Below are 21,946 nucleotides of genomic sequence, written 5' to 3'. Positions count from 1 at the left end.
TTTAATTCGGTTTTAAATACTTTTTAAAGCAGCTTTAAACGCCATGTTAAATAAGCTAAAACACTTAATAAAAACCCAAAGAAATAAATCCAAAAATTAAACTGAATACCTTTCAATTCTTTTGTTTTTTCCTTCTTTTTAACTTGCCGTCTATCTATACTTTCAGACTCAACAAAAACTTTACTTTTTTCGTCTTTTTTTTCTTGAAAAGTTTGATTAACTGATTGATTATTTGCATCTTTACTTCGTAAAAGCACTCCACCTGAAAGAGTTATTTTCTCAACCACTTTGCCGTTCAATTCATGCGTGTATTCAAGCGGCGTGGTGTAGCTTATACTCTTTAATTCAAATTTTGAGTTTTCAAAGAAACTTTTTTGATTAAAGGCTTGGTTGAGTGCTATTTTTGCTTCAATTAAACTGTCTAACTTTTGCAATTTGATTTGCTGTGCTTGATATTCCTCTTGCTGAACCCTTACTTTTTTAGTTCCGCAGGAAAAAAGAAAAAGCAGACTAAATAATAACATAGCCTTCTGCATCTTTTCTTAAGTTTTTCAATGATTGAACAGAGTGCCCAAATGTTTTCTGAAAATGTGGCATATCCCTGAACGTTCGCCAATCGCCACCCCATTCCCAGCCGTGGCGTTTGAAAATGAGAACAACCTCCATCCAGTCGGCTTGTTTATCGCCGTCCCAGTCTGCTTTTACGTCCCAGCTCGCAGACTTTCCGTCTATGATAAGCGCCATATCTACAGCAAGGGCGTAATTGTGTACACTGCTTCCGCCACGTGCATTGGTTACCCGTTTGCCTGGCTTGGTTCTGCCTTGTGCATAGAGTGCGTTTTGCTCCGCAATTGTTCGGTATCCCTGTGTAATCCTGAGCTTTGCTCTTCCTGTAAGTGCCCTGTCGCATTCTTGAATGATTTGTTCTAATTCTGGCCTGATTTTAGGGTGTAATTTCTCCACTTTCTCTCTTGTGGGCTTATCCTGTATCATTTTTTTATTTTCAGATTAAAATATTTTTTAAGGCTTAAAAAATTTCTCAAAATTCTCCTCTCGGTGTTTGATTCTTTTATTAATCCAGTGCTCGCAGTGATTGGGGACTGACTTGTCTAATTTGTCTACCAATTTTCTGAGTTTTTCGCCTTTTTCAGAAAGGGTTTTAGCTCTTGAGTTCTTGCCTAAAACACTAGATATGGTTTCTTTCCTATGCCCGAAGTGGTGGATTGAATTCGGGGTTAAAAGCTTGCGGTTTAGTAATGTTTTGAATTCTGAATTTGCAAAAACGTCTAAATTCACTGCCGATTTATAATCATAACCCTTTGTACTTCCATATACTTTACGCACGGCTCGTTTATTCCACCAAGTAAGTGGAAAAAATAATCCATAAGCTACTAGCCATAATATTTTATTTTTAATCCAGTTTTTCATGATTTTTTAAAGGCTTTAAAAATTTTTACTCAATAATGTCTTTGACTACTTCTTCTGTAGGTTCTTCCAAATTTTGGGTAGGGGCACTTCCTTCGTCAAATAAATTATTCTTATCATCAATATGAATTGAGTTTTGAAGAATGTCTTTTAAGGGAGTGGGGTTGGAATAAATCTCTTTAATGAAGTACTCATACGCAGGGTGTTTAATTGGGTTTCCTGCCTCATCTAACACAGGCTCTCCTTGCGGATTCCTTTCAAAAACTTCATAAGAATTATCTACTTTCCAGTCCCTGCCCCTTTGTCTTACTTTGTGTGTGAATTCAGGTAAAGGCTCTCCTTTTTGATTAAAATAGAGCATGTCTGCATCATGGTCAATGATTTTAAATTTTTCAGAAATGTTAGCCCCGAAGTAGTCAATTATTCTTATTAGCCCTGACTTTGGGTGATTGCTGATTTGTAGCTGAAATTGCCCTTTAAATTCGTACTTTGAGAGGTCTATTGTTTTTTTCATATTCTGTTAACTTTAACTTGTGTGATTTTTGCTTGTGGATTTTCAAATCTTAGTTTATAATTATCATCCCCTAACGTATATTGAGTTACATTTAAATTCCCATCTGGGAGTCCAAGATTTCCTATTGCATAAGGCGTGTAAGCTATTACAATAATGGAATTCTCTATTTTGTACAGATAATAATAATTCTTGTTGATGATGGATTTTCTGTAATGACCCAGCCCATACACACCTCCAGCCGAACCTAACTCAAGTCTGTTTATTCCATTCTGATTCTGGGTTTTTGTTCCATAAAAAGTGAAAAACCCAACGGCACTTCCTATTCTTTTGTGGTCTTCAACTAAAAATTTAATGGCTACATTTTCATTTTTTTTAAATATGAAATCCTTTGTTTCAGCCAGCATCACAGGTTTTAACTTGTCTGTAGTTTGGTAATAATTGTCCAGCTCTTTATTATACTTCAATTCAAATCCTCTCCCTTCATTTAGCAACTTTGCAGCTTCAGGTTTTCTGTTATCCAAAGTCTCAACCCTCCAAAAATTTTCAGGGACAGCCTCCCAACCCTCTTCACTTTTCCAGCTTTCTAATGCGTGTTGGATTTGTAGTTGATAGCTGTCAGGTTTAGTCCAGTTTGGGTATATATGGTTTACACTAACTTCTTGAGGAAAAGCAAACTGCAAATTCACAATGGGTAAATCAGTTTTTTTTGCAAGAGTCCCATCAGCATTGACTACGAGTTTTTCTGAAAAAGTTACATCTTCACTCTCTTTCAGGGAGATGTTTTTGAAGTCTAATCTTCCTTGCACGTCAATTTCTCTGATGACATTGGGCAAAATAGTTTGATTATTGTTAGACAGATTAGAGACTTCTTCAATTCCTAATTTCTCTCTCCATTTTTCTACATCATCCTCTGCGAGGTTTTCAGCTGTTTTATTTGCTTTGGTGGTTAAGTCTATGTTGTCTAGGAGGTTATCCACTTGGGCTTTTGTATAGCCCGTTCCTTGGATTGTTTCACCCTCTTTTTCGTGGTCGTGGGTAAGCGCATGCATAGCACTAACTAATAACGTTTTTTCGTCGTTATTCAAGTTGCTGGCATCTTTCAGCAAATAGTTTTGCAAAGTTCCCTGAGATGGCAGGCTCTGTAGAAACTCATCCCAACCCTCTATTGTATCTTGTGGAATCTTTTCTTCTTTGTGCCAGTAGCTATCCATCCAGTTCCAAAACTGCTCCTGTGTAGGTTTTAGAAAGTTTCTAAACCATTTTTTAATCGTGTTTTTATCTGTAATTGCCATTTTAAATTCCTTTAAACATGATGAATGCCAGCGAATAAAACGCTGGGCGGTTGTCAATGGGTTGAGCTTTGCTATTCAGCCCCCCAGCACTTTGAGTCACGCCTGAGAGTGTTATAAATTCGCTGTCGGTTTTTGAATTTCTATAGTAAATGTACCTGTTGTCATCATCAGATTTAGCAGAACCTGAAAGGCTCTCACCTACGTACTGTGTGCCACTAACGGCTTTTTTGTCTCCGGACTTTTCAATATAATAAGCATCTTTGAAGCTATGTGAGTGCGAACCATGGGCACTAAAATCGTGCGTGTGTGGCGGCATGTTAACCGCTTTCAGTGTAATACGATCTTCACCACCTCTTGTGCCTAAATCATTTTGATTTTCAGCTCCACGAATGAATTTATTTCGCAAGTCAGGCGTTCCGTTCTGCCCATCACACAACACCCAACCTGCAGGAATTTCATTGATTTTCCCGCTCCACATGGATATTAAACCCACGGGCGTTAATGCTTTTTGTAATATTTTGATAGGTGTAATTCTTGTGAAATTCGCCCAGGGATAAACTGTAGTTCCGTTGCCAAATTGGGCTTTTCGCACCACTTCTACATCTCTTGCTACACCATCCTCAAACTGCTTTTGCGTGCGAGTTTCTACAATCACAACATTTGTGGCCAAAGTCCCACCCGTGAAGGGTAAAATTTCACCATTAATATACACCGTTCCATTGCTGACTTGAGAGCCTGAAACTTCACATCCGCTCAAAATAGTCAAATCTCCTGCGATTTCGCCAAAATTTTGCATCAGCAATAGGCTTGCTTGCATAAAGTCGAGCGTATTCGTTGTTAACGGGAAACCGCCTGTTTGTTGTACGTTTAATTTATTCATATGATTTCATATCTTTTGGATGCTAAGCGATAGAAATCTATCAACGCTCGCATTTTGTTTTTATCAAAATTTAAATCCGATGGAACGTGAACGTAAAAGTCCACACCTGTTTTTGCGTATGCCGATTGCCTGTGCAGGTAAGTCGGGTTGTTCACCGCTTCTGCATTTAGCCATTTGGGTTTATTTTCTCCTTCTGTATAGATGTAGAAAGGTTTTGCCCCAGCTCCGTTATCTATTCTAATTCTACGCAACTGTGAGTCAAATTCATCGTTCAACACTTTGCGTAGATAGCACACCTGCCCGTTGTGTCTAAGCTTGTATAAATTTTGCATCCTGTTATTGTGCCATTCAGCATAGAGCTGAGCGATTGGGAAAATAAGCACACGCAGCCACGCCTGCATTTTCTTTTTTCTGAGAAAAGTTGGCGTCAGTAAAACGCTTAGTTTATTAAAATCTATTTCAGTCCATTTAGACATAATTTATTGTGCTTAGTGTGTTAGGTTCGTCATTATTATCAAAATTCACAGAGAAATAGCCCGAAACAGGTATTTTGCTCATGTATATATTGTCATAGCTGCCGTAGGTGTTCGCCTCTGCATCTATCCACGCCGTTTGGGCGTTATTGGAAACTAAATCCAACACCCCTGGAGCTGCCAAAATCTTTTCTTCTAATTTCTGTATAGAAAGTTCACCATTGAATGGAAGCTCTTTCATAAATGCTTGTATAGCTTCTTTTACGGGTTCTTTTCCGTTTAAAATATTTACGCCGTTTTCGTTCAAAACCAAAGGGTCTCGTTTGATGGTTAAATTTAGCTTGAGCAAATCGGGCAGATAATTAATAATCGTCAGCTTCACGCCAGCATCACGGATTTCATTCATGTAATGGTCAAATGAGGCTTTCACGTTTTCAGTTCCATTTTGTCCGTCTGAAATGGGGGCGAGTTTTCCTGTTTGATTTTCTCCTGCAATTTTGACGATAAGGCGGCTTTGGTCTTCGCTTTCTACTATTGCGGCGTATTTCACCAGCTTTGCTTTTTCGATTTCTTGGAGTGTTGCGTTTTCGGTATCAAATACATCTGAGTCTGTTTTTAAATCAAACCCGTACAAGAAAGCCAAAGCTTTATTGCGGTACCAGCGTGCCGTGTGTGGACTTTGTTGGTATAATTCTGTGATTAGCTCAGCTTTATGTTTATCAAAAAGCATCTCCAGTGTCCAAGCACAGAAGGCGACAATGTATATCCATAGCCGCCATATCGCCGTGCGGCTGGTGGAGTTCAAATCTGCTAATGCGGGTTCGCTCTGCTTGATTTGGTGCATTTCTGCTTGTATTTCTTCTATGGTTCGTGCCATTTTATGTTATTTGTGCTATTATTTGTGCTTATTATTCGTACCTATTGTTATTTTTTTTTAAGGCTTTATCCTATCCCCAGCCCTTTCCCAAGGAAAGGGAGTTGACGTGCATTTAAAAATCTCATTTTTTTTAAGGCTTAATTTTTTTTAGTTAAAAGAAGGTTTTTTTTAAGGCTTTAGAAATTTTTCCAGTTTGCATTTAATGCGTTCAGCTTGCTACTTTAAAATCATGATTAATTGCCCAGAAGCTTATGCCTTCTTGCCTTTGTGCAAGGTGATCGTCTGCCGCCGTTATCATTTGTATCGCCGTGGCTGGTTGTATGTTTTTTGCTGTGTAATAGTTGTATATATCATTATTTTTTGTCAAATCATTTGGAATGTTTAAACGACTCCCAATAGTCAAATCATCGGTAAGGCTAATGCCGTTTGCTACTGCAATACCAAAGGCATTTTCTACGCTGCCTGTGTGTTGGGTGGCGAGGTCTAATAGGCTCTGCCTGTTTAATACTACTGCATTCATGTTTTGGCTTTTCCGTTCAATTGTTTGTATTTTGTCAATTCAATCGTTAGTGCTTCTACTTTTTGTTCAAGTTCTTTTATCGTTTCTTTGGCTGCATCCAGTTCAGCGATTGCCATTGAAAGTTTATTACCAAGATTGTCCACCATTTCTCTGTATATCCGCACGGCTTTGTCCACATTGTCCAGTTCACTGCTTTGTCGCGTGAAAAACCACCCAACAAATCCTCCAATTAATGCTCCCAATGCTTCCGTAATATATTGTTCTATAAATCCTAACATTTTAATCTTGTTTTAATAACTGTTTAAACCTGTTTTCAATTGCCAAAAATTGTGGTTGATTGATTAGCTTAATTGTAGGGCCATTGCTGGTGGTAAATTTCATTTTCTGAATTTCCTGTAATAAATCCGTCATCAATTTTGCCAAGGTTTCGTTTTCTTTTTTGAGCAAAAAACCATCTGCATTGATGCGAAACTCCACAGATTCTATTTTTGTCTGAATTTGCTTTACTTCTGAATAGTTTACAATCACTGCCTTTTCTTTGCTGATGAAAACACACGCCACCAAACTACCTATTTTAGGTTCTGTATAAATTCCGTTTTCAGCCACTTGAATCAGAGCTTCCAGAATGGGAGAACTCCCGTCTATGGGCTGTAAATCAGCTGTTTGCTCTGCTGAATCTACTGCTATCACTTCGCAGATTTTAGCATAAGTTTCTTCGCCACTTTGTAACAACTTTTGTACTATATTTTTCATTCCGTTTTATTTGTGCTGATAACGTCTCCCAATTCAATTTTTTGTCTATATCCATTGATGCCAAAACTCACTTCATTTCTTTTGATGAGATAAGTTCCGCTATTGCCATCAGAGGCGTGAATTTCCATCATATCGCATTTGCTCATCTCTGGAACACCGAATGTTTCAAAACTTCCTTTGAATCCACTTTGCTTATACCTTTCAATCACTTGCATGGCATATTTTTCTAATTCTTTTGCTGTAAGCCCATCTATTCTGATTTTGATAACTTCACCGTCTTTATCTCCATACTCATAAGTGATTTTTTTGTTTTTCTTATCGAAACTTTGTGCCTCTACACGCACTCTTATTTCCGCTTTATCTCTGTATTCAAAATCTTCTGAAATGATGTTTTTCCCATGCTGAAACTTTCCTTTTTTTCTATTATCAAATGGATATTTTAGTCCGATATACAATACACTTTTTCCATTGATTAATCTGAAATAAGCCGTGAGCATCATTTTTTCTTTCAGCTCTTGCAGTTCTTCAGATACGTTGGCTTTAGTGATTCTCCAGTTACCTACTTTTATATTGTCATCTATCAGGTTAAAAGCGATGTTTGAACCATTCAATAGATGTTTTATAATTTGTTCCAGCGTTGCATTTTTGAATGCTTTAGGTTCTGCTTTCATTTGTTTAAGCAAAAACATACCGTCTTCGCAATACAATGTAATGGGCGTTTTGGCATCAATTCTTCTGACATAACCAGAGAACCGAACTTTTAAATCGCCATCATATCCTAATTTTACTGTAATGCGGTCGCCTCTTTTGGCAGGTGGCTTATGGTATTGGCTTGTGTAGCCTTCCCAAGTGATATGGCGTGGCAATTTGAGTTCACAAGTATCTGTAAGTGTGGCTGTATCTTCCACAATTACACAATCATGAACCGCTGTGAACTCCCATGTTTTATCACTTTCTATGATGATATGGCTACTGAGTTTCAACATTTTATTTTACCTTGATATAGTCTTCTTTTAGTTCTTTAATTTCATACGGCTCATCAGACAACATTTGTATCTGAATGCTTTGTCTATTGCTATGTGTTTCTTGTTGCAACTGAAAGGATTTTACAACCACGGTTTTTATGCCAAATAAATCCAAGAATTTACTTTGTACAGGAATAGCCTTGTGTTGCAACAAAATTTCTCTCAGTCTTTTTAAATCTTCCAGAGGATATTGGTCTTTGGCTAAATCAAAATCATCTATTTTATCATTTCGTGTATCGCCTATAATCCCAGCATCTACGGTAATGATATAATCTCCATTGCTGATAAATTCCTTGATGGTACCGTCTCTTCCTTGCAAAGTGGTGGTTACGATATTTCTCTCTTGTGTAATACTCATAATCACCTCTCTGAAAATAAATTGTTTGCTACCTTCTTCAATCTGCAGTGATGTGAGCCATGACGTGTTTTCAAAATCAGATAAATTGTCTAAATTGGCACTCAATTCAGAGATTTTGAAAGGTTCACCTTCACGCATTCCGAAACGGAACATTAAATTCATTGCCGTTGTTTTGGCTAATGTTTCGGGTTGTGTATTGATATTAATGTCTATCATCTCATTATTCATTTACGCCAGAGAAATCAGCACTTGCAGTCATAAACACCTCTCGCACGGCTTGTAATAGTTGATGTCTATCCACACCTTGCTGATGGTTCATGTATACATTAAAATTATCCATGAACTTGCCAATCGTTAGATTTCTCACTTTATTCCCATTTTCTCCGCTGCTATTTCCTTTGCTTCCTACATTTTTGTTTTTCGTTTTTTCAGCAGCCACACCACCAATAGTACTCGTCTCGATTCCAGAACCTTTACCTACATCAAATATGGATTTATGGCTATCATCTACTATTTTTACCTCCTGTGGCTCTCCTGTTTTATCGTTATTTTGATTCTTTTGATTTTGTTCTTTATCAAATTGTTCTCCTGCTGCATTCGCCCCTTCTTTTCCTGCTTCGTGAATATTAATAGTTCCTTCAGATGAAAAAATCCTGTTCCAAAGTTCACGGATAGGTGCCAGCACACCGCTCATTTTGTTCATAATCTTGTCTAATAACCCCACAATCCAATCCCAAATATTAGAAAAAGCATCACGAATAGGGTTTAAAATGACATCTTCTACCCAAGCGGCAAAACCGCCAAAGGTTTCTTTTATCCAATTCCATACTGCGGTGGCGAAATTGACTATCTTGGTGAAAACCCATTTTACGGCTTCCCAAATCTTTATAAACACTGTGGTGAATAAGTTCCAAATCCATTGTGCCACAGGTTTTATCACATCTTCCCAAGCCCAAAAAATGGTGTTGCTAATGCCTCCCCATACGGCTTTTACTACATTCCAAATTGTTGTGAAAACAAATTTGAAATATCCCCAAATGACATTACCAATAGGTTTTAATACCAAGTGCCATAATCGGCTTGCATATACTCCTATATTGTGAAATATAGCCTTTCCAGTTCCACCAATGTAACCCAGTATTTCTCTGAATTTCCTTGAGTTTTCATATAGGTGTTTTAATCCTGCAACCAGCCCTGCAATGGCTAAAATAATAAGCCCGATTCCCAGAGCATTAAGAGCGAGTTGAAAGGCAGTAGCTCCCAAAGTTGCTTGTCCAAAAGCGATAGCAACACTTCTAATTCCACCTGCTTGTATTCTTGAAATAATAGCTCCAAGCATCATTTGAGCATTAATTGATTTCATTTCAATTGCCGCCATTTTAGACGCTATCCCTTGTCTTATTCGCTGAAATATGTTTTGCCTATGAGCAATCGTATTGGTATTTGTTACCGATGTTTCAACTGTAGTAGCGGTCGTTTTTAGAAATAATTTTGGAAATAATGCCTCTAATGCCGATTTTATAGATATATAAGATTGAGCGGCTTCACCCGTTGCTGCTGCAAGACCAAAAAAACCTTGTGTAGCAGGAAGTAATGGCTCTGTAATATTGAAAATAGAAATCTTTAAATCATCAAACCACGCTTTGGTTCTGGCTATTTTTTCATTATAGCCACCCATTATCACTTCTGCCTGTTCTACGGCAGACTGTGTTCCTACTATGGCTTTGCTCATAGCCTCGGCTTCATCTGCAGTATTTATCATTGCAATTGCTGCCGCCATATTTTCTTTACCAAACACTTTGGTCATCAGTGCTGTATCGCCTTGTATTTTTCTGAGTGTTTTCAAACGCTCGTGTAGTGGGATGCTGGTGTCTGCTAAATAATTCACAGATATTCCCGCTTGTTCTAATCCTTCAGCGGCTAATTTGGAGGTAAATCTACCCTCTGATAAAGTGGTCAAAACATTTCGCAGAGCCACACCGCCCTCGCTTCCTTTTTTTCCTGCTTGGTCCAGTAGCTGAATATAGGCATTGGTTTCGGCAAAGGATAGACCTGTGGTTTTCGCCACCATACCTACTTGTTCCAAGGCGGATTTAATTTGTGGCAATTCGGCAGAACCTTGTTGTGCAGCGGCAGACATTACATTCATCATATCTGCCATTACTTTTGCTGCTGCAATAGGGTCATCCATACTCACGCCAAACTGATTGAGCGAGGTATTCAGTACATCAGTTGCCGCTACGGTATCGCCACCCATTTGCTTAGAGAGGATATTAGCCGTTTCGCCCATCATCTTCATTGCCTCGGCATTGTTGGCGATTTCTGGCGAAAGTTGGGAGAGCATCATTTTGTAAGCTTCCACATTGTCCACGGCAGATGTGCCAAAGGTTTTGGCAGTATCTCTTGCTGCTATTTCTATGGCTTTCAATCCTTCGCCTGTAACGCCTGTAATGGCTGAAAGCTCCAGCATATTTGCGTTAAGGTCTGCTCCAGGTGCTATTAAATTATCAACGCTTTGTTTTATCTGATTAAGACTATCAGCAACCAAACTTACCGAAAGTAGTGCCTTGTAGCAATCACCAAATACTTTTGTAGTTTGTTTCGTGGCCTCTCTTACACCACTCAAACCGTTATTGATAGTAGCAAAAACTTGCCCACCATTAGTAGTAAAACTTATATTATATATTGTTGTGTTTGAAGACATTTACTATCTTTGTATTAGTATGAATTTATTTGGTTATAAACCCACTAAATTAGGATGGGTGTTTATTTTCAGTTTATTGATTTCATTTATTAATCCCTTAGCCTTTGGTATTGTGCTTGGGCTTTGGTTTGGTTATGGTGTTTTGCTTTTTGCTAAAAAATGCTATGATAGTGCTGTTCATAAAAAAGATTAACTCCCAAACATTGCTTTAAATAATTCTGCTTGGTTTCTCAATCGCCATTCTTCTATCCACATGGCTTGGGCATAGAGTTTGTTCCATTGTGTTATTTGCAATTTCTCTGGATTAATTCCAAAATGGCTTCTAATCAAGGCATCTGCTTTCCATTGCTCCCTTTCGCTGTTTTCGGCTAATAAGGAGCTTACAAGTTTTTTGCTTCGCTACTGGTTTTTTGCACCCTTGCCATCAATGCCTCTACGGCTTTAATTTTCAATACATCTCTTTGGGCAATATCATCATCTACGGCTATTTTGCAATTATTGTAAATACTTTCTAACGCCTTCATCTCATCTGTCTTAGAGATTTTATTGGATGCTCTAAGCATCTCAAAAGTTGGTTCTCTAAAAACGGCTTGATGCACTTTGCCTTGTGCCGTTACTTCAATCAATACCAAAGCTCCGTGCTTTTCTTTCAGTTCTTCTATCTGTGCGGTGTCTAATCCGCAAATTAATGTTTGATTTTCCATGTTTGATTTTTTTAAAAATGGCAGCAATACACTGCCATTACCTAATTTTAGTTTTGTTTATTCGTGATATGTGATACGATGAGTTCCAATTCTACCTCTTTGCTCATATCGCCTTCTTTCCAATCAAAAGTGGTTTTTTTGAACTCACAATTTTTCAAGACATGCGTTACCATTGGTTGATTATCTGGCTGATAGCTTACGGTGATGGTAAATGGTGCTATGCGGTGCAATTGTCCGTTTTTTGCCTTTGCTTTCAATGCCATTACGGTACCTGAAAGTAGCGTGATAGAGCCAGAACATTTCACTCTACCATATCCACGGCTTACAGGGTTTCTACCTGCTCCATAGATGTCCTCTTTTTCTTGCTCTTCTTCGTACTTGATGGCTCTGATGCCTGTGATAGGAACACCACCTATATTCATCACAATATCGCCCCAGCCGTATTCTCTTCCATTAATCAATGGTTCTAATTCTAATGCCATATGATTTTATTTTTGTAGGGTTAAACCAATTTTCACAACAATTTCTCTCAATGTACCAACAGGTATAATTTTCAATACCACTTCCAGTTTAGAGGTCTGCAATACTTTTTGGTATGGGCTAATACTTACATGGTGTCCGCTGATTTCGCCATCTCTCAACATTGCATCCAAAGGCTCTTCGCACAATGCTTCCAAAGCATCTATATTAGAGGCTTCTAAATTTCCCGTGTCTGGGTCTATGTAAACTGGTGCAGAGATTTTAGGTACCAATACACGGTTTACTTCCCTAATCGCCTTGTCTATAGTCCTGTTATTTTCTATATAAGCAAAATCGTCATTTTGTGCAGTTGCCGTAAAACTATCATTCAAATAAGTTCCTGCATTGCCTGGATATTGTACCAGGAACAAGTAACCTTTATCATTCAATGATTGTAATTGTGCTGGTGTATAGTTGCCTACTAGCGAACCGTCACAGAATGCTGGCACATCCATTTCTACACCTTTAAATTCATCTCCAGTGAATTTTTTATCATAGGTGTCGCTCACTAAATTCTGTCGCTCCACCCAAGCAATGCTTTCGCTTACTTTAGCTTTGGATACTGCACCCAAAACGGCTCCAATACAAGAAACAGACGGCTGTGAACCATGGATATAGTTGCCTCTTCCTGCTCCGTCTTGCCCAATGACAACACTTACCCTTTCGGATGAAAAAGTATGTAAATCTGGCAAAGAGGTCATTTCAGATGTTTGAATTTTACATGAGAACAAAATGCTGAGTGGCGTGATGCCTAATGCTAAATCTTGTGCTATCTGGTTGAGCTTTTTCACGCAAATTTGTAAATTGGTTGAAGCTGTTTTGAAATCACAAATGGCTAATTGCCTTATTTTCCCTTGTGCAAAGTTTTGTAATACTTTTACTTCTGTATAGGTTTTGTCAGATGCTTCCACACCTTGCACATAGAGTTTTGCTCCTGGATTGATTCTGAAAAATTCAGAAACATGGTAGTGTAGCACTGGATTTGTTTCATGCGTTACGTTGATGGTTTCTAAATCCACTACATTGTTCAACAATGTCTTGGCTACAGTTGTTTCACCATAGACAATGAGCCCAGAGGTGTGATCTTCACCGGGCAATATCCGGCTCAGACCTCCGTTTTCTCTTATGAATTTTACTCCGTTCATTTTTTTGCACTTCTTTTGGTTGGCTCAGCTATTGTAGATTCCTCATTCTCTGTAGGAATTGGGATTGATTTACCTGTTTCAGATGCATCTTCTTCCGTTGCTACATCTAATTCACTTGCTACGGAATTGTCTCTTTCCAACTTAGTTACTTTTTTGTTTCCCAAAGTTTGCGCGTGGTTATCGGCATCATTTTTTAAGTAGAAATACTTTTTATCTGATGTTTGATACACAACATCCAACTTTGGGTTTTGTTCAAAAATATTTTTCATGGTGATTAGATGTTAGATTAATGATGCAATAAATTTCTTTTCTACTGGCACCGCAATGAAATAATGGCGGTAGTTCAACAGATTAGCTTGATTTTCAGTATCCTTACTTGCCTCAGAGAAATACTGTTTGGTAAGCCCTGTTTTCTTTTTCACATTTTCTACTACAAAAGCTACAGATGCTGGCTTATCTGTTTGCCCCACCACTTCGCCAAAGGCTTTTTTATTACCGCTTGCATAGTGTGGAGATGCAATGTATTTTTTGATTTCAAATCCCGCAATCACAGGCGAAACTTCGCCTTTTCTATAATTGATGAGCTGGTCTCCAAAGTTTTTTCTATCCTTTAATAAGGCGTTGTAATGCTTATTGCACAATACCAATCTTCTGCCTTCTTCTGGCCATTCAAGTGCATCGCATTTATCCTTCAATGCCACTAAATCTTCATAAGTACATTCCGCACCAGCCAATTCCAATACAGGCGTTTTATCTGTATTGCTATCTGGAGCCAAAGCATGCAATGCTTTTTTGAATTTCCTGCTACTGATAGCATTGGTATGGCTTCGGGTAACTGCATCAATTTTATCGTAAGAAGAGCCTATAATCTGGTCATCTGTAACTTTGGTAGGTTTGGTCTGGTATTTGTCCAATTTCACAATCACTGTATCATCATCATAGTCTTGCACGGCTAGAGGATATGTTTTGTTGTTAATCAAAACATCTGGACTAAATTCGGTTGTGGGAATATGGATTACATTTTCTTCACCCATTTGTTGCACGTCGCCATCTAATTCATTGACGCCGTCTAAAAAATCTGCCGTGTCGCCACTTTTCAAAGTTTGTCTCACACGTTGCTCCCATATTTCTGGAAAATTCTTTGGCATTTTATCTTGTTTTAAATGTTATTTAAATAATGTTTAAATCCTGTTACTACCCAATGGTATTTACTAATTTTTTGTAAGCTTCTGGTTCAGCATTCTTGAAAGCCAATTGCTCCTCAATGCTCAATTTTTGAAAGTCTTCCATGCTGGTAACTCCTTGGGTTCCTGCCGGTGTATTGACTCCTGCTGAAAAATTTTTCTTCACAGGTAAAGCCTCTAACATGGATTGGAATAATTCAAAGTTTTGATTTGCCAATTCCAAGAATGTAGCTTTCTTTTCTGCAGTGATTTTCCCTTGCTGCACGGCTTCATTCAGCATTTTTGCAGTTAGTTCCGCTTTTTCTTTCTTTTCTTTAGCGATATAGGCATTTACTTTCTCCTCAGATAGTTCCACCTGTGCCTTTAATTCATCTCTTTCTTTAGATAGCTTCAAAATAGATTGCTCTACTTCATTCACGGTCAGCTCCTTGGTTTCTATAGCAAAACCTAATGCCAACATGGCTAATTGTCCTAATTTAAATTTCATATTACTTTGATTTTTTTGATAATTCGAGTTTTGTGCAATAGATAAGCACAATTCTTTGATGTCCATTTCTGTTAAATCCTCATTGTCCATGCGCAATCGTATAGCATTAGCATTGCTGGGAATAGCAACAATAGATGCCTCATACAATTCACATTGATTGAGTACCAATTCGCCATTTTCATAGCTAAAATCATTTTTGCTGAATGATATGCCCATACTGGCACCATTGATAAGCCCACGTTCTACTTTTCCCGCTATGATGTTAGCGTGTGGGTCTTCTATATCAAACTCCGTATCAGCTGTGAGCTTTCCGTTTTCTGCCTTAAAAGAAGTCCATTTACCTATGACAGCGAGGTTAGACGGATTATGCCCGTCAAGCATTACAGGATTATTAGAGAATCGCTCTAAGCTGATACCTTGCGTACGGATTCTAAACCCGTAGGAGTTGATTTTACTTTCATCATTTAATATAAATCTGGGCATAATCCATTGATTTTTTTGACTTGATTGTGAGGCAAATTTGAATGACTTTCATGGGTTTATAAAATGTTTGTCAAACTATTAGACAAGGTTGTATTTTCATATGACAAGGTTGCCGCACCAATGTACAGGTAGTTTTTTTCAGCCATACTTACACGCAATTTTGTACCTGAATAAATGTTTTTAAATGGCAAAAACGCAGACAAGAATCAAGGCAGAGGCATTCTATATAGAGAATTTAGAAATCACACTCAAAGAAGTAGCAGAACATTACAAAGTATCACAAAATACGGTGAGTTCTTGGGCAAAAAAATATGACTGGGAAAACAAAAGATTGAATTTTCACGCTTCACCTACCAAAATCAAACAGCTGCTACAGCAAGAACTCTTACAAATTTCAGAGGGAAAAAAGCCAAAACTACCAGCAGATGCTATCGCTAAACTTATGGCAACATTAGACCGATTAGAGAAAAAAGCAGACCCCGTAGTGGTGCATAAAATCTTGAAAGATTTAGACCATTTCATTGCTGAAATAAATCCTGATTTTGCTACTCAATGCACGACTTTTCATAAACAATTCTTGCAACATCGTATCAGTTTAGAAAATTAGCCATGGACAATAAAAAGTATTTGAAATTAATTCAGGATTATGATAAACATTGTAGGCGTATTGCTCTGGCTACTTCCATCAATATCCACGAAAGTGCCAAAGAAAAGAACGACCGAATCCGAAAGTTGGAACGAAATTATATCGCTTGGTTTGAATATTATTTCCCTAATTACGCTAAAAAGAAATCGGCATGGTTTCATGCCAAATTAGCCAAAGTAATCACCCAAAATAAACGTTTGCGATTGCTGGCAGAAATGTTCCGTTCTGCGGGTAAATCCGTGCATATTGATATGGGGATTCCATTGTATTTGTATCTGGCTAAAAAGGATTTACATTTTATGCTTCTTGTCGGCGAAACCGAACCAAAGGCAAAAAAACTACTCTCTGGCATTCAAGCACAACTACAGTTCAACAATCGGATTAAAAACGATTATGGAGAATGTTTTAGTGCAGGTAATTGGGCAGAGGGTGATTTCGCTACATCAGATGGCGTTCGTTTCATGTCGCTTGGCTTTGGACAAAACCCCAGAGGTGCAAGAGAACAGGCAGAACGCCCAGATTATATAGTAGTAGATGATGTAGATAGCAAAAAATCTGTGAACAACGATAGAATCATGCGTGAAGCCGTGGATTACATCACAGAGGATATTTGGGGCTGTTTTGATGCTGATGATAATGCAACAGAACGCTTCATATATGCTAACAACAATTTTCATAAAAATAGTATCACCAATAGGCTCAAAACTTACTTTAATCAAGTTATCAAAGATGAAAAGGAAAATTCAGCTACCATAGAACAACACGCCAATGCGTTGTTTCATGTGCTTTCAGTCTGTGCCGTTAAAAATTTGTCTGATTTTACACCAGAATGGCCAGAGAAAACATCGGCTGAATATTGGCGAAATAAATTCAGCCAAATGCCATATCGCTCTTTTATGAGAGAGTATATGCACACACATATTGAGGATGGTGCAATTTTTAAATATGAAGATATACAGTATAAGAAACCACATAAGCTCAAGGATTATGATGCCTTGTGTTTCTATGGAGATTTATCCTATAAAGCCAATGCCGATTACAAAGCTCTGATTCTGGTAGGCACCAAAGGCAAGGAGTTCCATATACTTTTGGCATATATGCAACAAAAATCAAGGGCAGATTGTGCCAAATGGCTGTATGACCAGTATGAAGTTTACAACCTTGATTTATACAATATCAGATATATGATAGAGGGGCTTTTTGCCATGGATGAATTTGTGTCTGATTTTGATATTGAGGGCGAAAAAAGAGGTTATTATATTCCTGTGGTAGCAGATAAGCGAACCAAAACTGATAAGTACGATAGAATAGAAAGCCTTTCTGGCTACTTTGAACGCAAAAATGTCTTTTTCAATTCCGAACAAAAAAATGCCGATATGCAAACTTTGATAGACCAATTCCTTGCTTTTGAAAAAGGTAGCCAAGCCCATGATGATGGTCCTGATGCCGTGCATGGTGCTTTTAAATGGCTCAGCACACGCAACAGAAAGATGAAAGGCACATATAAATTCGGTGCCAGAGTGAATAATCGCTACTGATAATTATAGACAAACCAACTAACAACCAATCACCAACAACCAAAAATATGTTCCTACAAATAGAAGACCTTAAAAACAATATCTACAATTACCAAGTAGAGCAAATCACCGAAGGCGATGAAAGCATCACCCTCCAAGCATTAGACACCGCAGAACAGGAAGTTAAATCCTATTTCTATACCAATCATAGAAAGGAATTTTTAGACGGCAGAAACCGCTATGATGTAGATGCTATATTTTCTGCCGTAGGTGAGCAGAGAAATGCCCTAATCGTCAGTCTGTGCCTATCGGTAGCCAAATGGTATATCGTTGATTTATGCAACGCTGACATTATTTATGAACAGGCTAAAGAACGCTATGACAGGGCTATTGAATATCTCAAAAAAATCAACAAAGGCGATGTTTCTTTAGGCAACTTACCTCTTAAAACAATAGACGAAAATACAAATGTAACACAGGGAACAGTTCAGCCCTTTGTTTTCGGTTCACGTGAAAAATTCAACCATGAATGATTTTAGATTAAACGAGAATGATTTGGTTTTCAAAAATGGCGATATAGCCATTGGCGAATCCAACGAAACACATGTAGAACATTTGCTCATCAGCAGACAAGGCGAATGGAAACAATCCCCACTGGTAGGTTGCGATATCTGGAAAGCCAAAAATGGAAACATCACCCGAATGTTAGACAGGCACATCCGCATACAATTAGAAGCAGACGGTTTCCAGTTAGAAAACATGAATATTCTACCAGAGGGCATCAATATAAAAGGACAATATCATGAAAAATAAAAAATTCAAACAAAACAATTTCCAAGCCACAAGAAGTATTCAGCCAAAAGCTATGGCTCGTACACGCGCTGATGTGATGGTGTGGAAAAATGCATTGGCTATGGCACAGCATATAGAAAACCCCAAAATGTTCCCATACTACAATTTGGTTGCAGATATGATGTTAGATGCACATGCTACATCGCAAATACAAAACCGAAAACAAAAAACGATTTCGACTAATTTCTCTATCAAAAAAACATCTGGCGAAACACATAAAGAACTCACCACATTGCTCCAAAAATCCCATTGGTTCAATGAAATTATTAGCCAAATTTTAGATAGTCAGTTTTTCGGTTACACACTGATTGAGTTCAATAGGACAGAAGATAACCTTTTAGTAGATTTAGTCCCACGCCAAAACGTACTCCCACAAAAGGGAATCATCGTTAAGGATTATTCAGACGATAAAGGTCTTGATTACCTCAATGCTCCAGAATACGGCACTTGGTTATTAGATTTTGGCAAAACAAGTGATTTGGGATTAATTAATAAAGCCATTCCGCATATTCTGTTCAGCCGTTTCGCTCAATCTTGCTGGTCAGAACTTTGTGAAATTTATGGCATTCCTCCACGTGTGATGCACACCAACACACAAGACCCTAATGCACTTCGCAGAGCAGAAAAAATGATGATGGATATGGGTGCCGCAGCATGGTTTATCATAGATGATACAGAGAAATTTGAATTTGCCAGCACAGGTGTGCCTGCCAATGGTGATGTTTATAACGGCTTGATTAATCTTTGCCGTGAAAATATCTCTCTGCTTTTCTCTGGGGCCATCATTGGGCAAGATACAAAATATGGGAGCCGTGGCAAAGAGCATAGCAGTCTGGAAATTTTGCAAGATTTGGTAAATGCAGACCAAACCTTGGTAGAAGAATATATGGCCTCCAAAGTATTACCCGCTTTGTACGCCATTGGTATATTACCAGAGGATGGACTCACTTTAGCCTATGACCAAACCGAAGATTTAACAGAACTATGGGAACGCACCAAGGATATCTTACCCTACAAAACAGTTTCTAACGATTGGCTAAAAGAAAAATTTAGTATTGAAATTACAGGTGATAGAACATTATCACCACAAGGGCAGCAATTCGCTTGGAATCCTGATGATTTTTTTGGCTAAACCTCTCTCCATATCAGAAGCCACACGTGTTCAATGTGGTTGGCGGGAGGAAATATTTCAGTGCACTGCATCATAGTTTGCAACAGCAATATGCTGAATGTGAATGCGAAAGTTGTAAGCAAAATCACTTCAATTCCCCTCTTTTTAAAGAAGGGTGGAAGCGAAGCAGACAGGGTGTTTTTCTTGCAGAAGGAAACCCACAGAACGGAGTGTTTCCACTTGCCATGAGTGAAAATCCCAAATTTGAAAAGATATTTAAAACCGCTTTTAATGCTTTTAAAAAACTTTTTAAAACAGGAAATTATAAACCTGAGGATTTATTAAATGTAAATGAATATGTAGATTTGATAGAGGCTACTACAAAACTATTTTCCTCTACCATTCCGCACGAAACACCAGAAGAAATGAAAGCCTATCTGGAGAAAGATGCTTTTGTTTTTTCGGGACTTAAAACGCATACCCAACTCACAGAAGCTCGCAGTTATTTAAAAGATAGCAACGGAAATATCGTGCCTTATTACCAATTTGAGCAAAAGGTCTTGAAGCTGAATCAAGCCTATAACCGAAATTATTTGGAGGCAGAGTATCAGTTTGCCGTGAGCAGTTCCCAGAGTGCTGCCAATTGGGTAAACCTACAAGACAATACCGACCGCTATTGGCTGGAATACCGCACGGCAGGAGATGAAAAGGTAAGAGATAGCCACGCAGCGCTCAACGGCGTTTGCTTGCCTAAAACCGACCCTTTTTGGCAAGAGTTTTATCCGCCTAATGGGTGGCGTTGCCGTTGTACAGCCGTAGAAGTTTTGGCAAGAGAGAAAACAATGAGCAACAGCAAAACCGCCATAGATGCAGGACAAAAAGCCACCACGCACATAGGCAAAAACGGAGCAAACAAACTGGCAATGTTCCGATTCAATCCAGGAGCAGAAAAAAAGATGTTCCCGCCAAAGAATGCCTATACACCTAAGTATTGCAAAAACGGAAAAACCACGCTTACAGGTTATGCCAATGTGCTTTTGAGCCTTGAAGATCAACGATGCGAAGTGCAAAGAAACTTAGAAAATGAGGTAGAAAAAAGAATTGAAACTTGGGAAACCATACCTACCAAAAAAGGTAATATAAAAGTAAGCTCCTTGCACGGCAAAAATGAAAAAACTGAAAACATAGAAATTGCTACTTATTTTGCTAATAAATACAATCATAAAATTGATTTATTAGCAAAGTCTGATATTAAAAAAACCGCTGATACCTTTAACCATTCTTTAAATATTGACCAAGAATATAAGCGAATTTCAAAACCCACTAAAAGTGCTATTGACAACGCTATTAGAAGCGGAAAAAACCAATCCGACAATATTGTATTAGACATAAAAGCAGATTTTTTAGACGGAGATTTAAGAAGTGCTATTGTAAGTCGTATAAATAGAAGTGAGACGATAAAGACAATAACTATTATAAGAAATGGAAGTGATAAAACTTACAATAGAAAAGATATAATAAAGAAAGGTTGGAATTTATAAAAATAAAACAGCCCCTAAATGAGGCTGAGTTGGGGTGTGTGGTTTTCTTATGTTTCCCACTTACCGATACAAAATTAAAAAAATAATTTTAAACAAAAAGAAACAATTTTTTTTAAACAATTGAAGAATTTATGCTAAAGCAAGGGAATCAATAGTATATTCGTCGACAGAATTATCAACAACAATAATTTTTTTATTTTCTTTTACTGCCTTTTCTAAGAGCTTATAAAACTGTTTTTCTCGCCCAAAAAGAACTAAACTAAAATGTAATGTTATTAGTAATTGAGCATATTTATCCTCGCCACTACCTGAATAGTCTCGCTTTGATAATTTTTTAAAAAGCTCTTTCCCTTGATATATAGAAATACTTTCCATAACACAGAATTACAAATAAATCTAAAAACTTTATCTATGCAACCTGAATTTGAACGTTTTCTTAAAAATACGATGACTGACATCAAAATCAAGCTCACCGATGAATTTGATATGAATTTCCAAAGAAAAGCCTTTTTTAATGAAAAATGGGCCAGCACAAAACTGCACAATCACCGTGGCTCTCTGATGATGAGAACAGGTGATTTGCGTAGCTCTATGCAATCAAAAATTATAAATAATAGCATTGTATTCACCAGTTCAATGCCCTATGCAAACATCCAAAACAACGGCGGAGAAATCACCGTAACCCCCAAAATGAAAAAGTATTTTTGGGCGAAACATTTAGAAGCCAAAAAGGCAAATAAATCTACAGATGCACAGCAATTCAAAGCCATGGCACTCAAAAAAGTAGGCGATACAATCAAAATCCCCAAACGCCAATTTATAGGCCACCACGCTGAAGTGGATAAACATATTCAAAACATCATCACCCACAACCTTGAAGAACTTAGCAAACAACTAAAATTAGACCATAAACAATAAATCTCTAAATCTTTAAAT

The 21,946-nt window shown here is 37.8% G+C and carries 30 protein-coding genes; 8 read left to right on the top strand and 22 right to left on the bottom strand.

Features of this window, described 5'->3' with window-relative positions; genetic code table 11:
- Window positions 1-23: 23 nt before the first annotated feature.
- The 14 genes from QOX03_RS03560 to QOX03_RS03495 all read right to left on the bottom strand — a co-directional run bounded on the left by QOX03_RS03560 (window position 24) and on the right by QOX03_RS03495 (window position 10,821).
- Window positions 24-524, bottom strand: a complete 501-nt coding sequence (locus QOX03_RS03560; protein ID WP_283671540.1) for a hypothetical protein — start codon at window positions 522-524, stop codon at window positions 24-26.
- The gene (locus QOX03_RS03555; protein ID WP_283670364.1) at window positions 511-993 is read right to left on the bottom strand and encodes a M15 family metallopeptidase; all 483 of its coding nucleotides are present in this window, start codon (window positions 991-993) and stop codon (window positions 511-513) included. The genes QOX03_RS03560 and QOX03_RS03555 overlap by 14 nt, the downstream gene beginning before the upstream one ends.
- Before the next feature lie 27 nt (window positions 994-1,020).
- On the bottom strand, window positions 1,021-1,428 hold the full coding sequence (locus QOX03_RS03550) for a hypothetical protein (protein ID WP_283670365.1): 408 nt from the start codon (window positions 1,426-1,428) through the stop codon (window positions 1,021-1,023).
- 25 nt (window positions 1,429-1,453) lie between these two features.
- A complete protein-coding gene (locus tag QOX03_RS03545) occupies window positions 1,454-1,939 on the bottom strand; it encodes a hypothetical protein (protein ID WP_283670366.1) in 486 nt (161 codons plus the stop codon).
- Window positions 1,936-3,231, bottom strand: coding sequence for a hypothetical protein (locus QOX03_RS03540; RefSeq protein WP_283671539.1), 1,296 nt, complete (start codon window positions 3,229-3,231; stop codon window positions 1,936-1,938). The genes QOX03_RS03545 and QOX03_RS03540 overlap by 4 nt, the downstream gene beginning before the upstream one ends.
- Window position 3,232: 1 nt before the next feature.
- Entirely contained in the window at window positions 3,233-4,111 is an 879-nt protein-coding gene (locus tag QOX03_RS03535) for a hypothetical protein (RefSeq protein ID WP_283671538.1), read from the bottom strand.
- A complete protein-coding gene (locus QOX03_RS03530; protein WP_283670369.1) occupies window positions 4,108-4,587 on the bottom strand; it encodes a hypothetical protein in 480 nt (159 codons plus the stop codon). The genes QOX03_RS03535 and QOX03_RS03530 overlap by 4 nt, the downstream gene beginning before the upstream one ends.
- Window positions 4,580-5,461, bottom strand: a complete 882-nt coding sequence (locus QOX03_RS03525) for a nucleotidyltransferase (protein WP_283671537.1) — start codon at window positions 5,459-5,461, stop codon at window positions 4,580-4,582. Before QOX03_RS03525 ends, QOX03_RS03530 begins: the two co-directional genes overlap by 8 nt.
- 208 nt (window positions 5,462-5,669) lie before the next feature.
- Window positions 5,670-5,981, bottom strand: a complete 312-nt coding sequence (locus QOX03_RS03520; RefSeq protein WP_283671536.1) for a hypothetical protein — start codon at window positions 5,979-5,981, stop codon at window positions 5,670-5,672.
- Entirely contained in the window at window positions 5,978-6,223 is a 246-nt protein-coding gene (locus QOX03_RS03515) for a cell wall anchor protein (RefSeq protein WP_434800614.1), read from the bottom strand. Before QOX03_RS03515 ends, QOX03_RS03520 begins: the two co-directional genes overlap by 4 nt.
- A gap of 37 nt (window positions 6,224-6,260) precedes the next feature.
- Window positions 6,261-6,734, bottom strand: coding sequence for a hypothetical protein (locus tag QOX03_RS03510; RefSeq protein WP_283671534.1), 474 nt, complete (start codon window positions 6,732-6,734; stop codon window positions 6,261-6,263).
- Window positions 6,731-7,720 (bottom strand): hypothetical protein, encoded by a 990-nt coding sequence (locus tag QOX03_RS03505; protein ID WP_283671533.1) that lies wholly within the window; start codon window positions 7,718-7,720, stop codon window positions 6,731-6,733. The genes QOX03_RS03510 and QOX03_RS03505 overlap by 4 nt, the downstream gene beginning before the upstream one ends.
- Window position 7,721: 1 nt before the next feature.
- Window positions 7,722-8,333 carry a DUF6046 domain-containing protein gene (locus QOX03_RS03500; protein ID WP_283671532.1) on the bottom strand — a complete coding sequence of 204 codons (612 nt, stop codon included), beginning with the start codon at window positions 8,331-8,333 and terminating at the stop codon, window positions 7,722-7,724.
- 4 nt (window positions 8,334-8,337) lie between these two features.
- Window positions 8,338-10,821 carry a phage tail tape measure protein gene (locus QOX03_RS03495; RefSeq protein ID WP_283671531.1) on the bottom strand — a complete coding sequence of 828 codons (2,484 nt, stop codon included), beginning with the start codon at window positions 10,819-10,821 and terminating at the stop codon, window positions 8,338-8,340.
- Window positions 10,822-10,840: 19 nt separating this feature from the next.
- Between QOX03_RS03495 and QOX03_RS03490 the strand changes: the two genes are divergently transcribed.
- Window positions 10,841-11,014 carry a hypothetical protein gene (locus QOX03_RS03490; protein WP_165844958.1) on the top strand — a complete coding sequence of 58 codons (174 nt, stop codon included), beginning with the start codon at window positions 10,841-10,843 and terminating at the stop codon, window positions 11,012-11,014.
- Here the strand turns inward: QOX03_RS03490 and QOX03_RS03485 are convergent.
- Genes QOX03_RS03485 through QOX03_RS03455 form a run of 7 tightly spaced genes read right to left on the bottom strand, consistent with a single transcriptional unit; the run spans window position 11,011 to window position 15,343 of the window.
- Window positions 11,011-11,151 carry a hypothetical protein gene (locus QOX03_RS03485; RefSeq protein WP_283671530.1) on the bottom strand — a complete coding sequence of 47 codons (141 nt, stop codon included), beginning with the start codon at window positions 11,149-11,151 and terminating at the stop codon, window positions 11,011-11,013. The two genes, QOX03_RS03490 and QOX03_RS03485, sit on opposite strands and share 4 nt — an antisense overlap.
- 50 nt (window positions 11,152-11,201) lie before the next feature.
- The gene (locus QOX03_RS03480) at window positions 11,202-11,525 is read right to left on the bottom strand and encodes a hypothetical protein (protein ID WP_283671529.1); all 324 of its coding nucleotides are present in this window, start codon (window positions 11,523-11,525) and stop codon (window positions 11,202-11,204) included.
- Between the two features lie 47 nt (window positions 11,526-11,572).
- The gene (locus QOX03_RS03475) at window positions 11,573-12,007 is read right to left on the bottom strand and encodes a hypothetical protein (protein WP_283671528.1); all 435 of its coding nucleotides are present in this window, start codon (window positions 12,005-12,007) and stop codon (window positions 11,573-11,575) included.
- Between the two features lie 6 nt (window positions 12,008-12,013).
- Window positions 12,014-13,189 (bottom strand): DUF2586 family protein, encoded by a 1,176-nt coding sequence (locus QOX03_RS03470; protein WP_283671527.1) that lies wholly within the window; start codon window positions 13,187-13,189, stop codon window positions 12,014-12,016.
- Window positions 13,186-13,458, bottom strand: coding sequence for a hypothetical protein (locus tag QOX03_RS03465; RefSeq protein WP_283671526.1), 273 nt, complete (start codon window positions 13,456-13,458; stop codon window positions 13,186-13,188). Before QOX03_RS03465 ends, QOX03_RS03470 begins: the two co-directional genes overlap by 4 nt.
- A 12-nt stretch (window positions 13,459-13,470) precedes the next feature.
- A complete protein-coding gene (locus tag QOX03_RS03460) occupies window positions 13,471-14,337 on the bottom strand; it encodes a phage major capsid protein (protein ID WP_283671525.1) in 867 nt (288 codons plus the stop codon).
- Window positions 14,338-14,383: 46 nt separating this feature from the next.
- Window positions 14,384-15,343, bottom strand: a complete 960-nt coding sequence (locus QOX03_RS03455; protein ID WP_283671524.1) for an HK97 family phage prohead protease — start codon at window positions 15,341-15,343, stop codon at window positions 14,384-14,386.
- Window positions 15,344-15,527: 184 nt separating this feature from the next.
- On the opposite strand from QOX03_RS03455, the gene QOX03_RS03450 reads away from it, so the two are divergent.
- From QOX03_RS03450 to QOX03_RS03425, 6 genes are read left to right on the top strand one after another with little or no spacing between them, the layout of a single operon-like run.
- Window positions 15,528-15,950: a terminase gpP N-terminus-related DNA-binding protein gene (locus QOX03_RS03450; RefSeq protein ID WP_283671523.1), complete on the top strand. Its 423-nt coding sequence runs from the start codon at window positions 15,528-15,530 to the stop codon at window positions 15,948-15,950.
- A gap of 2 nt (window positions 15,951-15,952) precedes the next feature.
- On the top strand, window positions 15,953-17,527 hold the full coding sequence (gene terL / locus QOX03_RS03445) for a phage terminase large subunit (RefSeq protein ID WP_283671522.1): 1,575 nt from the start codon (window positions 15,953-15,955) through the stop codon (window positions 17,525-17,527).
- A 47-nt stretch (window positions 17,528-17,574) separates the two neighbouring features.
- Window positions 17,575-18,039: a phage protein Gp36 family protein gene (locus tag QOX03_RS03440; protein WP_283671521.1), complete on the top strand. Its 465-nt coding sequence runs from the start codon at window positions 17,575-17,577 to the stop codon at window positions 18,037-18,039.
- Complete coding sequence (locus QOX03_RS03435) at window positions 18,032-18,319, top strand: hypothetical protein (RefSeq protein ID WP_283671520.1); 288 nt, start codon at window positions 18,032-18,034, stop codon at window positions 18,317-18,319. The genes QOX03_RS03440 and QOX03_RS03435 overlap by 8 nt, the downstream gene beginning before the upstream one ends.
- Window positions 18,309-19,490, top strand: a complete 1,182-nt coding sequence (locus QOX03_RS03430; RefSeq protein WP_283671519.1) for a phage portal protein family protein — start codon at window positions 18,309-18,311, stop codon at window positions 19,488-19,490. The genes QOX03_RS03435 and QOX03_RS03430 overlap by 11 nt, the downstream gene beginning before the upstream one ends.
- Before the next feature lie 26 nt (window positions 19,491-19,516).
- Window positions 19,517-21,010 carry a phage minor head protein gene (locus QOX03_RS03425; RefSeq protein ID WP_283671518.1) on the top strand — a complete coding sequence of 498 codons (1,494 nt, stop codon included), beginning with the start codon at window positions 19,517-19,519 and terminating at the stop codon, window positions 21,008-21,010.
- Window positions 21,011-21,139: 129 nt separating this feature from the next.
- Here the strand turns inward: QOX03_RS03425 and QOX03_RS03420 are convergent, their stop codons facing one another.
- Window positions 21,140-21,385, bottom strand: a complete 246-nt coding sequence (locus QOX03_RS03420) for a hypothetical protein (RefSeq protein WP_283671517.1) — start codon at window positions 21,383-21,385, stop codon at window positions 21,140-21,142.
- Window positions 21,386-21,421: 36 nt separating this feature from the next.
- Here QOX03_RS03420 and QOX03_RS03415 point away from each other — a divergent pair, with 36 nt between their 5' ends.
- Window positions 21,422-21,928 (top strand): phage virion morphogenesis family protein, encoded by a 507-nt coding sequence (locus tag QOX03_RS03415; RefSeq protein ID WP_283671516.1) that lies wholly within the window; start codon window positions 21,422-21,424, stop codon window positions 21,926-21,928.
- The last annotated feature ends 18 nt before the right edge of the window (window positions 21,929-21,946 follow it).

It is taken from the genome of Candidatus Ornithobacterium hominis (assembly GCF_951229915.1).
Taxonomy (GTDB): domain Bacteria; phylum Bacteroidota; class Bacteroidia; order Flavobacteriales; family Weeksellaceae; genus Ornithobacterium; species Ornithobacterium hominis.
The sequence above is the reverse complement of the archived record's forward strand: the minus strand, read 5'-3'. Positions and strand labels throughout refer to the sequence as shown.

What these genes read in the sequence shown, in the direction of transcription:
- QOX03_RS03560 (WP_283671540.1), bottom strand. Translation starts at nt 524, where the DNA reads ATGTTATTATTTAGTCTGCTTTTTCTTTTTTCCTGCGGAACTAAAAAA.
- QOX03_RS03450 (WP_283671523.1), top strand. Translation starts at nt 15,528, where the DNA reads ATGGCAAAAACGCAGACAAGAATCAAGGCAGAGGCATTCTATATAGAG.
- QOX03_RS03420 (WP_283671517.1), bottom strand. Translation starts at nt 21,385, where the DNA reads ATGGAAAGTATTTCTATATATCAAGGGAAAGAGCTTTTTAAAAAATTA.
- QOX03_RS03550 (WP_283670365.1), bottom strand. Translation starts at nt 1,428, where the DNA reads ATGAAAAACTGGATTAAAAATAAAATATTATGGCTAGTAGCTTATGGA.
- QOX03_RS03455 (WP_283671524.1), bottom strand. Translation starts at nt 15,343, where the DNA reads ATGCCCAGATTTATATTAAATGATGAAAGTAAAATCAACTCCTACGGG.
- QOX03_RS03490 (WP_165844958.1), top strand. Translation starts at nt 10,841, where the DNA reads ATGAATTTATTTGGTTATAAACCCACTAAATTAGGATGGGTGTTTATT.
- QOX03_RS03460 (WP_283671525.1), bottom strand. Translation starts at nt 14,337, where the DNA reads ATGCCAAAGAATTTTCCAGAAATATGGGAGCAACGTGTGAGACAAACT.
- QOX03_RS03530 (WP_283670369.1), bottom strand. Translation starts at nt 4,587, where the DNA reads ATGTCTAAATGGACTGAAATAGATTTTAATAAACTAAGCGTTTTACTG.
- QOX03_RS03555 (WP_283670364.1), bottom strand. Translation starts at nt 993, where the DNA reads ATGATACAGGATAAGCCCACAAGAGAGAAAGTGGAGAAATTACACCCT.
- QOX03_RS03520 (WP_283671536.1), bottom strand. Translation starts at nt 5,981, where the DNA reads ATGAATGCAGTAGTATTAAACAGGCAGAGCCTATTAGACCTCGCCACC.
- terL (WP_283671522.1), top strand. Translation starts at nt 15,953, where the DNA reads ATGGACAATAAAAAGTATTTGAAATTAATTCAGGATTATGATAAACAT.
- QOX03_RS03475 (WP_283671528.1), bottom strand. Translation starts at nt 12,007, where the DNA reads ATGGCATTAGAATTAGAACCATTGATTAATGGAAGAGAATACGGCTGG.
- QOX03_RS03495 (WP_283671531.1), bottom strand. Translation starts at nt 10,821, where the DNA reads ATGTCTTCAAACACAACAATATATAATATAAGTTTTACTACTAATGGT.
- QOX03_RS03500 (WP_283671532.1), bottom strand. Translation starts at nt 8,333, where the DNA reads ATGATAGACATTAATATCAATACACAACCCGAAACATTAGCCAAAACA.
- QOX03_RS03435 (WP_283671520.1), top strand. Translation starts at nt 18,032, where the DNA reads ATGAATGATTTTAGATTAAACGAGAATGATTTGGTTTTCAAAAATGGC.
- QOX03_RS03470 (WP_283671527.1), bottom strand. Translation starts at nt 13,189, where the DNA reads ATGAACGGAGTAAAATTCATAAGAGAAAACGGAGGTCTGAGCCGGATA.
- QOX03_RS03525 (WP_283671537.1), bottom strand. Translation starts at nt 5,461, where the DNA reads ATGGCACGAACCATAGAAGAAATACAAGCAGAAATGCACCAAATCAAG.
- QOX03_RS03415 (WP_283671516.1), top strand. Translation starts at nt 21,422, where the DNA reads ATGCAACCTGAATTTGAACGTTTTCTTAAAAATACGATGACTGACATC.
- QOX03_RS03510 (WP_283671534.1), bottom strand. Translation starts at nt 6,734, where the DNA reads ATGAAAAATATAGTACAAAAGTTGTTACAAAGTGGCGAAGAAACTTAT.
- QOX03_RS03440 (WP_283671521.1), top strand. Translation starts at nt 17,575, where the DNA reads ATGTTCCTACAAATAGAAGACCTTAAAAACAATATCTACAATTACCAA.
- QOX03_RS03430 (WP_283671519.1), top strand. Translation starts at nt 18,309, where the DNA reads ATGAAAAATAAAAAATTCAAACAAAACAATTTCCAAGCCACAAGAAGT.
- QOX03_RS03505 (WP_283671533.1), bottom strand. Translation starts at nt 7,720, where the DNA reads ATGTTGAAACTCAGTAGCCATATCATCATAGAAAGTGATAAAACATGG.
- QOX03_RS03545 (WP_283670366.1), bottom strand. Translation starts at nt 1,939, where the DNA reads ATGAAAAAAACAATAGACCTCTCAAAGTACGAATTTAAAGGGCAATTT.
- QOX03_RS03535 (WP_283671538.1), bottom strand. Translation starts at nt 4,111, where the DNA reads ATGAATAAATTAAACGTACAACAAACAGGCGGTTTCCCGTTAACAACG.
- QOX03_RS03465 (WP_283671526.1), bottom strand. Translation starts at nt 13,458, where the DNA reads ATGAAAAATATTTTTGAACAAAACCCAAAGTTGGATGTTGTGTATCAA.
- QOX03_RS03540 (WP_283671539.1), bottom strand. Translation starts at nt 3,231, where the DNA reads ATGGCAATTACAGATAAAAACACGATTAAAAAATGGTTTAGAAACTTT.
- QOX03_RS03480 (WP_283671529.1), bottom strand. Translation starts at nt 11,525, where the DNA reads ATGGAAAATCAAACATTAATTTGCGGATTAGACACCGCACAGATAGAA.